The organism is Rothia koreensis (assembly GCF_052232265.1).
Taxonomy (GTDB): Bacteria; Actinomycetota; Actinomycetes; order Actinomycetales; family Micrococcaceae; genus Rothia; species Rothia koreensis.
Genome location: NZ_CP197643.1, coordinates 1,561,011 through 1,574,690, shown reverse-complemented (window position 1 = coordinate 1,574,690; position 13,680 = coordinate 1,561,011). Strand labels below are relative to the sequence as shown.

General features: G+C 65.3%; 11 protein-coding genes. 1 reads left to right on the top strand and 10 read right to left on the bottom strand.

Annotated elements, in window-relative coordinates; translation table 11 throughout:
* Nucleotides 1-99 precede the first annotated feature (99 nt).
* The 6 genes from atpB to ACTSLZ_RS06895 form a co-directional block, all read right to left on the bottom strand.
* Nucleotides 100-834, bottom strand: coding sequence for a F0F1 ATP synthase subunit A (gene atpB, locus ACTSLZ_RS06920; RefSeq protein WP_178980665.1), 735 nt, complete (start codon nucleotides 832-834; stop codon nucleotides 100-102).
* A gap of 155 nt (nucleotides 835-989) precedes the next feature.
* Nucleotides 990-1,271: a hypothetical protein gene (locus tag ACTSLZ_RS06915; protein ID WP_129314162.1), complete on the bottom strand. Its 282-nt coding sequence runs from the start codon at nucleotides 1,269-1,271 to the stop codon at nucleotides 990-992.
* Nucleotides 1,268-1,756: a hypothetical protein gene (locus ACTSLZ_RS06910; protein WP_129314161.1), complete on the bottom strand. Its 489-nt coding sequence runs from the start codon at nucleotides 1,754-1,756 to the stop codon at nucleotides 1,268-1,270. The genes ACTSLZ_RS06915 and ACTSLZ_RS06910 overlap by 4 nt, the downstream gene beginning before the upstream one ends.
* Nucleotides 1,753-2,781, bottom strand: a complete 1,029-nt coding sequence (locus ACTSLZ_RS06905; RefSeq protein WP_443094555.1) for an MraY family glycosyltransferase — start codon at nucleotides 2,779-2,781, stop codon at nucleotides 1,753-1,755. The genes ACTSLZ_RS06910 and ACTSLZ_RS06905 overlap by 4 nt, the downstream gene beginning before the upstream one ends.
* The gene (locus ACTSLZ_RS06900) at nucleotides 2,778-4,682 is read right to left on the bottom strand and encodes a polysaccharide biosynthesis protein (RefSeq protein ID WP_178979677.1); all 1,905 of its coding nucleotides are present in this window, start codon (nucleotides 4,680-4,682) and stop codon (nucleotides 2,778-2,780) included. Before ACTSLZ_RS06900 ends, ACTSLZ_RS06905 begins: the two co-directional genes overlap by 4 nt.
* Nucleotides 4,679-6,664, bottom strand: a complete 1,986-nt coding sequence (locus ACTSLZ_RS06895; protein ID WP_443094554.1) for a glycosyltransferase — start codon at nucleotides 6,662-6,664, stop codon at nucleotides 4,679-4,681. Before ACTSLZ_RS06895 ends, ACTSLZ_RS06900 begins: the two co-directional genes overlap by 4 nt.
* 221 nt (nucleotides 6,665-6,885) lie before the next feature.
* On the opposite strand from ACTSLZ_RS06895, the gene ACTSLZ_RS06890 reads away from it, so the two are divergent.
* On the top strand, nucleotides 6,886-7,941 hold the full coding sequence (locus tag ACTSLZ_RS06890) for an NAD-dependent epimerase/dehydratase family protein (RefSeq protein ID WP_443094553.1): 1,056 nt from the start codon (nucleotides 6,886-6,888) through the stop codon (nucleotides 7,939-7,941).
* A 23-nt stretch (nucleotides 7,942-7,964) separates the two neighbouring features.
* Here the strand turns inward: ACTSLZ_RS06890 and ACTSLZ_RS06885 are convergent, their stop codons facing one another.
* From ACTSLZ_RS06885 to rho, 4 genes are all read right to left on the bottom strand, one after another.
* Nucleotides 7,965-8,987 carry an L-threonylcarbamoyladenylate synthase gene (locus ACTSLZ_RS06885; RefSeq protein WP_443094552.1) on the bottom strand — a complete coding sequence of 341 codons (1,023 nt, stop codon included), beginning with the start codon at nucleotides 8,985-8,987 and terminating at the stop codon, nucleotides 7,965-7,967.
* A 54-nt stretch (nucleotides 8,988-9,041) separates the two neighbouring features.
* On the bottom strand, nucleotides 9,042-9,995 hold the full coding sequence (gene prmC / locus ACTSLZ_RS06880) for a peptide chain release factor N(5)-glutamine methyltransferase (protein ID WP_443094551.1): 954 nt from the start codon (nucleotides 9,993-9,995) through the stop codon (nucleotides 9,042-9,044).
* Between the two features lie 3 nt (nucleotides 9,996-9,998).
* Nucleotides 9,999-11,081 (bottom strand): peptide chain release factor 1, encoded by a 1,083-nt coding sequence (prfA, locus tag ACTSLZ_RS06875; RefSeq protein ID WP_443094550.1) that lies wholly within the window; start codon nucleotides 11,079-11,081, stop codon nucleotides 9,999-10,001.
* 128 nt (nucleotides 11,082-11,209) lie between these two features.
* Nucleotides 11,210-13,354 (bottom strand): transcription termination factor Rho, encoded by a 2,145-nt coding sequence (rho, locus tag ACTSLZ_RS06870; RefSeq protein WP_443094549.1) that lies wholly within the window; start codon nucleotides 13,352-13,354, stop codon nucleotides 11,210-11,212.
* Nucleotides 13,355-13,680: the final 326 nt, after the last annotated feature.

Here is a 13,680-nt window from a genome sequence, read left to right as displayed (position 1 = left end):
TGATGCCCGATGCCGGGCTCTGTGTGCCGCGAGGGCATGTCTATGGCGGTGGGTCCGCTCATGTCAGGGCGGGACCCAGATCCAGGTTTCCCCGGAATTCTAGTGTGCTTCGGCCACGGCTCCCTGGAGGTAGACCGCGAACAGAAGCGTGAAAACGTAAGCCTGGATGGCCTGAATGAGCAGCTCCAGGAAGAACAGGAAGATTCCGAAGACGCCGGAGAACAGCGAAGCCACAATCCCGAAACCGCCGACTTCCTGGATCAGGAAGGCAGTGAGGCTCGCGGCCACCATGATGGCCATGTGCCCGGCGAACATCGTGGCGAAGAGACGCAGGGAGTGGGTGATCGGTCGAATGATCAGGTTCGAGAGGAACTCGATCGGAATCAGGATGACGTAGAAGGCCGGGGGAACTCCCGAGGGCATTGTCATGGCCTTGAGGAAGCCGCCGAGGCCCTTGTTCTTGATGCCCGCGGCAATCCAGCAGAGGTAGGCGAATCCGGCCATGAAGTAGGCGCTGCCCGCGTGGGAGAACGTGGGCAACTGCAGGAACGGGATGGATCCCCAGAGGTTGTTGACCAGGATGAAGAAGAAGGACGCGAACAGGAGCGGAACGAACGGCTTGAAGTGATGGACGCCGATGATGTCCTTCGCCAACGAGTTTCTGACGAAGCCGTAGCCCATTTCACCGGCGAACTGCATTTTCCCGGGAACCATCGAGCGGCGCCGGCCGGCGACCATGAAGAAAACGGCCACCACGGCAACCGCCAACAGCATCAGGAGCATCTGCTTGCCGAAGCCGAAGCTGCCGATGTGGAACAGATCAGGCAGATGCATGTCCTCGATCGTGGGGGCCTGATATTCCGCGACGACGTGCCCGGTTTCCAGCAAGGCGTGTCCTTTCTCAGGAAGGTTAGCGTCCTCGAAGCCAGAGCTTGCTCAAGGCCTCGATCAAGTATTCGGTCAGTTGCTTGAGGGAGGTCTGTTAGCGACTATTCGTCGCCGTCCTGCGGCCGCATATGGAGGTACACCAGGTACAAGCCGGCGGAGGCCCCTATGCCAGCGCCGAGCCACACTATCCAGTGCGTTCCCAGCAAGCGATCCAGCAAAAAGCCTACCAAACTCCAGAAGGCCGTACCGATCACGAGGTAAACGAGAATCATGACCGCTCCGGACAGCCCGCCCTGCTGGACCAGGTCGCCTGCGCTGCGCAGGTCCTTCCGATCCGGCTGGTCGCCGCTGCGCGCAGCACCGTTCTGTCGGTCCGAGGTCATAGATTCCTGCCGTCCTCATCGTGGTCCGAGGCCTCGTCGTGCCGTTCGGGCAACGATTCGACCGTTGAGAAATATGGTATCCGGAGTCGGCGGATGACCCATAGTTGAGTGCCCAGGACCACGACGACGCCGATGATCGCGCCGGACAGAGCCCATCCCCCGGACCATCCGTGCGGGAACGGAATCAGCAACAGAAATACGCCGCCGACCATGGCCTTGAGGACGTAGCCGATCAGCAGGTACAGCGCGGGGTCCTGTTCGAGGCGCGCTACCACCACGCTCAGCAGCCACGCGACGGCCGAGGCGAGAACAACAATCCCTGTGCCGAATGCCGCAGCCGGCGCCGCGCGGGGGGCGTCACAAAGTGCCGCGATCGTGACGAACGTTACAGCGGCAAGGCAGACGTTGCCCAGGGCGGCCTCGCTCAGGGCTCGCCCCGGGGTGTCCGTCTGCCTGTCATGCCGAAGCCACGGGAGGGGCTTCATCGCCGGCGGCCCAGGATTCGACCGATGATGATGGGCAGCGCGAGGTACAGGACCACGATGCAGACCACGAGCAACCCCATCCACATGAGCCCGTCGACCTCGAAGGGCAGGGCCAGCACGGTGATGATGGTGACCGCGACGGTCGCCGCCGTCACGGTCAGGGCCGAACCGATGTGCCCGAAACCCAAATCCGCCAGCTGCTGGTACACGTGCTGCCGATGTGGCTGGTACCAGGCCTCTCCCCGATAGATCCTTTTGACCAGGGTGAATCCGGTGTCTGCCAGGTAGATGATGAGCGGGGAAAGGATGTACTCGACATAGATGTTGGACAGAAACGCGCCGACCGCGCAGCACGCGATTGCCCCGCCGAGAAAGTACGAGCCCATGTCCCCCAGGAACACCCGCTTTCCCAGCAGGTTCCAGGGGAGAAAGGCCAGGAAGGCGCCCGCGATCGCGATACCGCACACCACGAGCCACGTCAGATTGGTAGCCCACCCCGCGTAGGCGTAGGCCGCGCCGACCACGAAGCCGTGGAGCCCCGAAATTCCGTTGAGCCCGTCCATGAAGTTGGCGACGTTGATGTAACCGGCGATCGCGAGCATTCCCACCGGAATCCACCAGGCGGGCGTCCCCAGGACGAAGGTCAGGGCCGAGGTGATGGCAAGCCCGATGAGCAGCTGGAGACCCGCCCTGGACCGTACCGGCAGCCCTCGGTAGTCCTCGATCCAGCCGAGGGCCGCGGAACAGATCATTCCGACGACCACGGTGGTCATGACGGAACGATCGACGTCGACGAGCGCCATGACCGCGCTGACGCCCAGCGAGAGCAGCGCGGCGAGCGCGGTTGCCAGCCCCATGCCTCGGACGGTCGGAACCGTGTGGGAGGACCTGTGGCCAGGAACGTCCACGATCCCGAGCCAGCGCAGAAACGGCAGAATGGCCAGTGGCAGGGCGAGCCCGAGCACCAGGGCCACGAGTCCTGGAACAAGGAATTGGGTCAGTCCGGGCGACGTCGTCTCGATCACGCCGTCTCTCCCCTCTCGCCGTCAGCATCGACGTCCGGCAGGTCGGAAGGATTCGAGGTCGTGCCCTTCTCAGGCGGCGGGACGACGGGTATCTCCTGCGTCGTCGGAATGTTTCCGCGAACCTTCCATTCGTGGCGGTCCAGGCTCTCGGGATCGAGCTGGACGGACTGGGTGTGAGAAATCTGCGGGTGCCCGCGGTGCGTACCGACCTCTCCGGCGCCGACGAGGTCCTCGTGCAACTTCTCCCCCTGGCGCAGTCCCGTGAACACGATCTCGATGTCGTTCCTGCCGCTCATCTGGATGAGATGCCGGGCGACGTCGTAGATGCGCACGGGCTGGCCCATGTCCAGAATCAGGACCTCGCCCGGAGCTCCGATGGCGCCCGCCTGAATCACCAGCTGGCAGGCCTCGGGGATGGTCATGAAGTATCGGGTGGCGTCCTTGTCGGTGACGGTGATCGGGCCGCCACGGCGTATTTGCTCGGTAAACAGGGGCAGCATCGACCCTCGGGACCCGAAGACATTGCCGAAGCGCACCGAGGCGTACCGGCCGTCGGTGTGATTGCCCATCCACGCGGTCATCTGTTCGGCCATGCGTTTGGAATGCCCCAGGACCGTGGTGGGGTCGGCGGCCTTGTCCGTGGAGACGTTGACGAAGACCTCGACGTCGACCGACGCCGCCGCCTGGAGCACGTTGCGGGAGCCCTCGACATTGGTCTGCCAGGCCTCGTTCGGGTACTGCTCGAGCAAGGACACGTGCTTGAGGGCCGCGGCATGGAACACCACCTGCGGCCTCCTGAGAGCGAAGATCCCGGAGAGGGCCTCCTGGTCCCTGATATCGGCCAGCACCGTGTCCTGACCGTCCAGGAGCCCTCGACCCGTCATGGAAATCTGCGTCGCCTGGAGCGCCGACTCGTCGCGGTCCAGCATGATCAATTCCGCGGGCGAGAAGTGCGCGATCTGGCGACACAACTCCGACCCGATGGAGCCGCCCGCCCCGGTCACCAGGACCCGCTTGTCGGTGAGGTACTTGGCAATGCCTTCGACGTTGATGTCGACGGCGCGCTGACCCACGATGTCCTCGAGCCTGATATCGCGCAGGTCGAGGGTGCTGCCCGTGGTGTTCCCGAAGACATCTCGCAGAGGGGGCGCCGTCAGGATCCGCACGTCCATGCCCTCGAGTTCCTCATTGACCCGCGTCATGAGCGAAGACTTCACGTTGGCCATGGCGATGATGAGCACACTCGCGTTGGAGCGCCTCATGACCTGTCGCAGGTTCGTGATATTGCCGGACACCGGAACAGAGTTGATGCGCAGATGCTTCTTCGCGGGGTCGTCGTCGATCAGGGCAACCGGGAGGTACGGCGAATCCTTGTCCTGCACCATCTGGGTGATGAGGGTGTTGGCCAGGAACCCCGCACCGTACACGACCGCGTGCGGCGCATGCGCGCTGGGCTTCGACTTGGACTCGACGTACATGCGCTTCAGATAGCGCACCGCGGCCATGAACAACAGCGCGAACGGGAAGGCGATGAGCGGGATCGACCGGGGCATGTGCAACGACACACCGAAAATCAGCAACACGATCTGGACCAGCGAGGTGACGATGACCGTCACGAGCATGAGCGCCTTGGCCTCGTCGAAGCTGCCGAAGCTGTACCGACCTCGGTACAGCGCGAAGAGGCTGCCGACCATGAGTTGGGCTGCCACGGCGACGACGCACACCAGCACCAGTCCCGGCACGTGGACCAGCTTGTAGTCCATCTCGTACCGAAGGAAAAGACTCAGCAGAACCGCCACGACCCACGCCAGGGCGTCCAGAAAGATCTGGGTCCAGATCCAGAACCGTGGACGTTCGTAACCGGTGCTCGACCGGTCACCATACTGTTCGGAACCGCTCATTCGAGGTGGCTTCCTTCCTGTCGCGGGTCATGGGCACCGCGGGACGTCCGCGACTCCCGGGTCGGGCCATGGGACGGACCGTCGGCGCCTTCGGTGTCGCGCGAGCCCCGGGAACCAATGAGCGCGCGGTATGCGCCGATCCTCACCGATCTCGGAACGAGGCGGTACCCGCCGCGCACCACCACATTACGCGCCCACCGGACGGGGCCGATGAAACCGGAGGCACGCAGATGCCTCTGGAGAACCAGTTCCCGCCGCGCGGCGCCCCAGCCTCCCCGGCGATCCCAGGAGGCATGACCGGCCCTGTACTTCACGAGCGGCTCGGCGACGTTCCCGACCGCGTACCCGGCCTCGAGCATCCTGGCCCACAGCCCGTAGTCCTCGGCCCCAGGGATTGGTTCGTATCCCCCCACGGCACTCACCGCTTCGGAATCGAAAACCACCGTGGGATGACACAACGGGTTGCGCAGCGCAGCAATGCGGCGAATCTGCTCCGACCCAGTCTCGACTTCACGTACAGATTGAATTTCGGAGAATGATTCATCCATTTCGAACATCGCCGATCCCACGGCGTGGAATCGCCCATCCCTCACGGAAGGGACCAACGTTTCGAAGCGTTCCGGCAAGGACTCGTCGTCCGCGTCGGCCCGCGCCACCACGGGATAGGAACAAAGCTTCAACCCCACATTGAGGGCGTTGGCCAACCCGCCGTTGCGGCCCAGCCTCCTCACGGAGACTGCAATCCCCTTCTGCTCGATGCCCCGGACGGATTCCCGAACGGCCTCCTCGAGATCGGGGCCGACCGGCCCATCGACGACCAGCACCACCTCGGCCGGGGGCTGGGTCTGCTCATGGACGTTGGAGGCAATGGCCCGGCGCAACCCGTCCGGGGTATCACCGTGGTAGACCGGCATGAGAAGGGAAAAACCCTCATGTTCAAGTTCAGGCTTATTTTTTCCGGTCGGCTCGACGCCGTGCACCGGGTCCGCATCCGAGGAACCATGGGGCGCCGCGTGGATGGTCAGGTCGTAGTTTCCCCCGAGAACTTCCTCGTTGCTCCGGGGCGCGCGCAGGGCATCGCGAACACCCTGGGACAGGTACCGCAGTACCGCCGTTCTGTCCTCGCTGTTGCGGAAGGTGCGCAGCCACAGCCGCCCCGTGGCGCCCGCGTACAGAATCTTTTCCCACGGAGCCAGGGACTGGCTTCGAGTGAAGACCCACAGCTTGTTCCGGACGTCGTTGTAGAACCGGGGCCCGGGGTCCGCGTCCGTCGTACCGAACGTCTTGGTGTGATGCACGACCACGGAGGCCGGCAGCGACACGGCGTCGCGGAACCTCGCGAGCCTGGTCGAATACTCGAAATCGTCGTTCCAAATGAAGTAGTCCGCCCAGGGCAAGCCGATTCTCCGCATGGCTGCCGCATCCATGAGGAGTGAGACAAAGGATCCCGAGCGAATCGTCGTCCCGCCGACCGCAGCAGCCCGCGCCTTCTGTTCGTGGGTGGCCCCGATGCGTTGGATCATGGAGTTCATGGGGTGTTCCCGGCCGTCCGTCCATACCACGTTGCTCGCCACGAACGCGGGCCGCTCCTCGGGCGCTTCCGCGTAGGAGGACCAGGCGGCCACGGATTCCGCGAGGGTCTCGGCCAGCGGCTCGGTGTCGTCGTCCATGACCCACACCAGGTCGGCGTCGTGCACGGCGAGCGCGCGGTCAATGCCCACCGTGAATCCGCCGGCGCCCCCGAGGTTGTCTCTCAGGCTGACCACATCGATCGGCAGGCTGTAGTCCAACTCGTCGAGGAATTCCGGTGTGCCGTCGGTCGACGCATTGTCGACGAGCACGACCTGATCGGGAACCACGCGGCCCCCGGCGATGCCCGAGAGAGTGGTTCTCAGCAGACGGAGACGGTTGTAGGTCACCACTACGGCAACCACTCGTGGGCTCGGGGTGTCTCCCGGCCCGGCATCGCTGTTCGGCTGCACTCTTTCCTCTCCCCTCGTGCTCGTCGATCGGACGGCACGAGCTGGTCTTCCTTCCTGCGGCCCGCAGGCCCGTCAGGTGAAGTTAGGGCGATTCGGTCAGTAAGGTGGTGTCCAGAAGGTGCGAAGATTGCACCCATGGAACGGCACGTGACAGTTTACCCCGGCACCCGATGCAAACTCGGTCTATCGTCGGGCTGTCGCGCGGATGAAAGCGAGGAAGCATGAGTCAGAGCACCTGGAGGGTTCTGGGGGCCACGGGTTTCGCGGGTTCTGCGATCATGACCAGACTCCAGCAGGAGGGCATCGGCGCGGCTCCGGTCTCGGCGCCGCGGCTGGCCACGTCGTCGGAATCGTCCGGCCAGGTCATCGCCGAGGCACGCCGCCTCGAATCCGTGGTCGACTACCTGGCCGATTCTTTCGCGGGTGCGGAGGTCGTGGTCAACGCCGCGGGTCTCTCGGCACCGGACCAGAACGATCTTCCGTCCCTGGTCGGAGCGAATGCCTTGCTGCCCACCATCGTCGCCGTGGCCGCCCAGCGCACCGGCGTCCGGCGCGTGATCCACCTGAGCTCCTCGGCCGTTCAGGGCTCCCGCCCGAAGCTGGACGCCACCGACGCGACGTCGCCCTTCTCCGAGTATTCCTTCTCCAAGGCTTTGGGTGAGGACTGCGTGCTCCGACTTCGGGACTTCATCAATGCCACCGCCCAGGCCGGGGCCGCACCGGGCTCCGCTGCGTCGGATTTCCCGCCCGCTCCCAGCAACGCCCCGGCCAGGGTCGAGCCGAATCATGCCGCCGAACTGTGCATTCTGCGTGCCACGTCGGTCCAGGGCTCCGGCCGGAAGACCACGTCGAACCTCGCGCGTGTCGCGTCCTCGCCCCTCGCCATGGTTGCGGGCAGGGGCGATCGTCCGACGCCGGTGACCTCGGTGCACGCACTCGCCGAATTCGTGGTCTCCGTCGGCTCGTTCGACGGGGATCTTCCCCCGATCGTTCTTCAGCCGTGGGAGGGTGCCACGACTGCCTCCGTGATCCGGGATGCCGGACGTCGCGAACCCCGCAGGATTCCCGTATTCGCCCTCCGCTGGGGGGTGTCCTTCGGGCACCTGCTGTCCTCCGCGATGAACGAGCGTCTTCAGGGCGCCGTGCGGCGCGCGGAGTTGATGTGGTTCGGTCAGCCCCAGGACGATACCTGGGCCGTCGAGAACGGCCTCCTGCCGGAGCGTCGCATCGGTTCGGTCCTCAGGGAGGCGCACACCGCTACGGGGTCGACCCGCTGAGATTCTGAGCCCTCGGGGGGGGCTCAGTCCTCGCCTCGCTCCTGGTCGGGGAAGAGCAGATGACGTGCTTCCTCGACCCCGAGAGGACGCGTCGCAGCGGGCCGCGGGCGGCCGGGGCTCCCGGCTCCGTCCGTGACCTTGCGTCTGAGTTGATCGACCGGTTCCGTGCGCGACGGGGTCGCCGCCGTGGTCCCGGCGGCGAACAGCCCGGCCTCGACGGAGCCGTCCGCGGCGTCCGCGGCCCGGGGGCCGTCTCCGGGCCCGTTGATCGGGTCCCGCGTTTCGGAGGCGTCCTCGCCCCCGGCGTCGTCCGGGTCCGCGGGGCTGTGCTCGGTTTCCGCCTCTGCGGACTTCTCCCGATCGAGTTCGTCCTGGGTCACGGCCGTTGGTGCCACGGACCTGATGCGTTCCATGGACAGGGCGCCGAGCCGCACCACGACCGGGCGCTGGCCCGTGACGTCGATGATCGTGGACGGGGCAGCATCGGAGCTGCGGGCTTCGGCTCCGCGGCCCTCCGGCCGTGGTCCGGCGTCGACGATGGCCTCGACCCGCTCGCCCAGTTGTTCAACGGCCTCGTCACCGGTCGTTGCCGCCGGCTGCCCGGTTCTGTTCGCGCTCGATACCGCCAGCGGTCCTGTCCGTCTGAGGATCTCCCGAGCAAGCTCGTCGTCCGGAACCCTCAACCCCACGGTCCCCTGGGTCTCCCCCAGATCCCAATTCAGCGAGGGCTGGGAAAACACGATGAGGGTGAGGGCTCCGGGCCAGAACGCCTCGGCCAGGGCGTGGGCATCCGCGCTCAGGTCATCAGCGAGCCCGGGCAGAACACTCGAATCGGCAATCAGCACGGGAGGCGGCATCCTCCGTGACCTGCCCTTGGCGTTGAGAAGCTGCTGCACGCCCCCGCGCGAGAAGGCGTCGGCCGCAATCCCGTAGACCGTGTCCGTGGGTATCACTGCGGTCCGTCCGTCCAGAACGGCTTTCTCGATGGCGGCGATGGCCTGCTCGCGCTCGTCGTCGGTGGCGACGGTGTATACGGTTGCTGTCACGTTCGATGCGGCTTTCGTTGCTTCGGTTGTTGCGGTCCGTGGTCGACGGAATCCTCAGACACCAGAGTAACCCTTGGTTGCTCGTGGCCGCCCGGTCAGATCGTGGATGGTCTCGACGTCGTGGAATCCGAGCTTCGAGAACATGCGCGCTGCTGCCTCGGCCTGGACCTCGGCGTGCTCCATCACGAACAGGCCACCGGGGCGGACGAGTTCGGATGCCCGCTGGGCAATGTCCTTCGGTATCGCGAGGCCGTCTTCGGACCCGCCGTAGAGTGCCATGGACGGGTCGTGATCGGCGACCTCGGGGTCCTTGGGCACGGCCGTGGTCGGGATGTAGGGCGGATTGGACACGACGACGTCGACGCGCCCTTCCCACCCCGGGAGCGCCCGGGTCGCGTCCTGGACCAGTATCGATACCGGCAGGCCCGTCAGTTCCGTGTTTCTGGTCGCCCATTCCGCCGCGCTGCGGGACAGCTCCACGCCGTAGACCTCGCACCCCGGGTTCTCCTGGGACATCGAGAGGGCGAGGGCTCCGGACCCGGTGGCCAGGTCCACGGCCACGAGTCGGTCCCGGCCTGCCGCTTCGGCCTCATGAGCACGTCGACGCAGGTGCGCGTTGACGTGGTCGATCAGAACTTCCGTTTCGGGACGGGGGATGAAGACGCCGGGGCCCACGTGCAGCGTGAGATTCCGAAAATAGGCCCGCCCGGTCAGGTGCTGGAGGGGAACACGTGAGGCCCGGGCGGCGACGATCTGGTCGAAGCCCTTCGGCGTGTCCAAGGTTCCTGCCGCCGCTCCTGCCATGACCTCTCCCCGCGAGACCTCCCCACCGCGGTCGGTGGCCACGAGGTGGGCGACCAGCAGTTCCGCGTCGGCTCTGGCGGATTCGATACCCACGGTCTTCAGCCGCCGCGCCGCCTCGCGCAGGGCCTCGGCAAGCGGCAGGTCGTCGAGGTCACGTCCCGAGAAAGCCACTCCGGGTTCGGCGTCCGAGGAGTGTTCCGACACGGCCTACTCGGCGTCCTGGCCCAGGGCGGCGAGGCGGTGTTCCTCGTCCATCTGGATCGCCGACTGGATCACGGCCTCTAGGTCACCGCTCATCACGGTGTCCAGGTTGTACGCCTTGTACCCGGTCCGGTGGTCGGCGATCCGGTTCTCGGGGAAGTTGTAGGTGCGGATCCGCTCGGAACGGTCCATGGTCTTGACCTGGGACTTTCGGTGCTCGGCGGCCTCGGCGTCGATATGCTCCTGCTGGTGCGCCAGGAGCCGGGCGCGCAGCACGCGCATGGCGGCTTCGCGGTTCTGCAGCTGCGACTTCTCGTTCTGCATGGCCACCACGATTCCGGTCGGCAAGTGCGTGATGCGCACCGCCGAATCGGTCGTGTTGACGGACTGACCGCCGGGCCCCGAGGACCGGTACACGTCGATCTTGAGATCGTTCTGGCTGATGTCGATCTCCTCGGGCTCATCCACCTCGGGGAAAACGAGAACGCCCGCGGCCGAGGTATGAATCCGCCCCTGGGATTCGGTGACCGGGACGCGTTGCACGCGGTGCACGCCGCCTTCGTACTTCAGGTGCGCCCACACGCCCTCGGCCGGGTCGGTCGAGGAGGTCTTCACGGCCATCTGGACATCCTTGTATCCGCCCAGGTCCGAATCGGTCGACGACAGGATCTCGGTCTTCCACCCCTTGCGGTCGGCGTAGCGAGCGTACATGCGCAACAGGTCGCCCGCGAACAGGGCCGATTCGTCACCGCCCTCGCCGGCCTTGACCTCGAGGATCACGTTCCGGCCGTCGTCGGGATCCCGAGGGATGAGCAGCCGGTGCAGGCGCTGTTCGGCCTCTTCGAGCGACTCCTCGAGGGTCGGAATCTCATCGGCGAATTCCGGTTCTTCCTCGGCCATCTCGCGTGCGGCCTCGAGGTCTCCCTTGAGGGACTCGACCCTTCGATATGCCTCGACGATGCCGTTGAGCTCGGAATACCGACGCCCGAGCTTACGAGCCCGTCCCTGGTCGGCATGAACCGCCGGGTCGGCGAGCTGCTGCTGCAACTCCTGGTGCTCATCGAACAAGGATTGGATGGAATCGAGCATGAGGTCCTCGGTGATCGAAAGTCTGGTGCGGCCTCCATTGTCTCACTCGCTCCGGGCCGCACGGACGGAGCGCGAAAAACCGGCGCCCGGTCCCACCAACAGTGGATCCGGGCGCCGGTCGTGGGGTGCTAGTCGTCGGACTTGGAGCCCAACGTGGTCTTCTGCACCTGGAGCAGGAACTGCACGTTCGTCGGGGTGTCGCGCAACTTGCTCGTCAGCACCTCCAGGGCCTGCTGCTGATCCAGGCCCGCCAGAACGCGACGCAGACGCCACATGATCTTGATCTCGTCCTGCGAGAGCAGATTCTCTTCGCGGCGGGTGCCGGATTCGTTGACGTCCACGGCCGGGAAGATCCGCTTGTCCGCGAGCTGACGGGACAGGCGCAGCTCCATGTTGCCGGTTCCCTTGAACTCCTCGAAGATGACCTCGTCCATCTTGGATCCGGTCTCGACCAGGGCCGACGCGAGAATGGTCAGCGAGCCGCCCTCTTCGATGTTCCGCGCGGCGCCGAAGAAACGCTTGGGCGGGTAGAGCGCGGCGGAGTCAACACCACCGCTGAGGATCCGGCCGGAGGCCGGTGCCGCCAGGTTGTAGGCCCGGCCGAGGCGGGTCATCGAGTCGAGGAGGACGACGACATCGTGCCCCATCTCCACGAGACGCTTGGCTCGCTCGATCGCCAGCTCTGCGACGGTCGTGTGATCGTCTGCGGGACGATCGAACGTCGAAGCGATGACCTCGCCATTGACCGTGCGCTGCATGTCGGTGACTTCCTCGGGACGCTCGTCCACCAGAACCATCATGAGATGGACCTCAGGATTGTTGGTGGTGATCGCGTTCGCGATGGACTGCAGCATCAGCGTCTTGCCCGCCTTGGGCGGGGAAACGATGAGGCCGCGCTGGCCCTTGCCGATCGGGGCAACGAGGTCGACCACGCGAGGACCGATCTTCTTCTGCTCGGTCTCGAGGCGCAGACGCTCGTTGGGGTACAGCGGCGTCAGCTTGTTGAATTCGACGCGCTCGTTCAACTCTTCCGGCTTCTTGCCATTGACGCTGGTCAGCTGGACCAGAGCATTGAACTTCTGGCGCGAGTTGTTCTGGTTCTCGCCCTCGCGCGGCGCACGAATCGCACCGACGACGGCATCGCCCTTGCGCAGGTGGTTCTTCTTGACCTGGGCGAGCGAAACGTAGACGTCGTTCGGACCGGGCAGGTACCCCGAGGTCCGCACGAACGCGTAGTTGTCCAGGACGTCCAGGATTCCGGCGACCGGCAGCAGGACGTCGTCCTCGGTCACCTCGGTGTCGTCGACCTCCGGACCGTTGTTGCGGCCGCGCCGACGGTCGCGACGGTCGTTCCGGTTCCGGTTCCGACGATTCCGGCCCTTGCGGTTGTCGTCGTCCTCCGGACCGTTGTTGCCGCCCTTGTTGCGGTTGTTCCGACGGTCGTTGTTGTTCTTGCCGCCGTCGTTCTTGTCGTTGTTGTTGTTCCTGCCGCCGTCGTTCTTGCCGCCGTCCTCGGAGTTGTTGTTGTCCTTGGAACGGTTGTTCTTGTTGCGGCGGTTGCGGTCGTTGTTACCCTTGTCGTCTCCCTTGGAGTCATTGCGACGGTCGTTCTGACCGTCCTGGTCCTGGGAGCCGCCCTGGTTCTGACCGCGCTGGTCGTTGCGTTTGCCGCGGTTCTGGTCCTGCTCGCGGTCTTCCTTGTGATTGCCCTTCTGTGAGTCGCCCTTCGTGGACTCGCCCTGCTGGGCCTCACTCTGCTGCTGGTCGCCGGTCTCGGCGGCCTGGCCGGTGCTCCCGGTCCCTGCGGCGTCGTTCTTCGCGTCCCCGCCGGAGGCACCCCTGCGGGACCGGCCGCGTGAGGAGCGTTCCGACTGGTTCTTGTCCGACGCGGAATCGCTCTCCGTGGACTTCTTGTCGTCGGAGCCCGCCTCGACCTGGGCCTGGCCCGAAGCCTTCTGGTCCGAGCCCTTCTTCTGGGACGACTTCTCCTCGCGATCGGCGACCGCTGATCCCCGCTGGTGTGCGGAAATCGCGTCGACGAGCGCGGATTTGCGCATCCGGCGGGCTCCGACGATGCCGAGCTGTGAGGCGAGGGCCTGCAATTGGGCCAGTTTGAGAGCGCTCAGTCCTCCGTTGCCCTTGCCCTGCTCGGAGGACTGGGCAGAAGCGGCGCCCTGCGTATTCTGAGATTCTGGGGACTCGCTGCTGCGAGTCTGTTCAGCCGAACCGTTGGTTGGCTGGTCCGCACCCGATAGGTCGGTCGATACGGTCACGAAGGATCCTTCCCCCTCGACGTGGGTTCCGCATGTGAAGCGGAATCCGAATATTAATGGTCAGTACGCGCCGCCAGAAAATAACGCGATACGTACGAAATCCCCGCACCAGAGAGTGCGGAAATCAATGACGCGGTCTGAGTCCTCGTCGACTCGAAGAAATTCGAGACGAGGTGCAACGATCCTCGCGGCTTGATCATGCGAACTCGGCCCACGGCAGAGCACGCTGTCATTCCGCGACGACCACGGCTCAGGAACAAGAGACTGACGCGTCGATCCGCCAGAACAGCGGATTTTCATGTCCCGATCGGAGGAAAACATCGATC

What these genes read in the sequence shown, in the direction of transcription:
- ACTSLZ_RS06900 (WP_178979677.1), bottom strand. Translation starts at nt 4,682, where the DNA reads ATGAGCGGTTCCGAACAGTATGGTGACCGGTCGAGCACCGGTTACGAA.
- ACTSLZ_RS06915 (WP_129314162.1), bottom strand. Translation starts at nt 1,271, where the DNA reads ATGACCTCGGACCGACAGAACGGTGCTGCGCGCAGCGGCGACCAGCCG.
- atpB (WP_178980665.1), bottom strand. Translation starts at nt 834, where the DNA reads ATGCATCTGCCTGATCTGTTCCACATCGGCAGCTTCGGCTTCGGCAAG.
- ACTSLZ_RS06890 (WP_443094553.1), top strand. Translation starts at nt 6,886, where the DNA reads ATGAGTCAGAGCACCTGGAGGGTTCTGGGGGCCACGGGTTTCGCGGGT.
- prfA (WP_443094550.1), bottom strand. Translation starts at nt 11,081, where the DNA reads ATGCTCGATTCCATCCAATCCTTGTTCGATGAGCACCAGGAGTTGCAG.
- ACTSLZ_RS06910 (WP_129314161.1), bottom strand. Translation starts at nt 1,756, where the DNA reads ATGAAGCCCCTCCCGTGGCTTCGGCATGACAGGCAGACGGACACCCCG.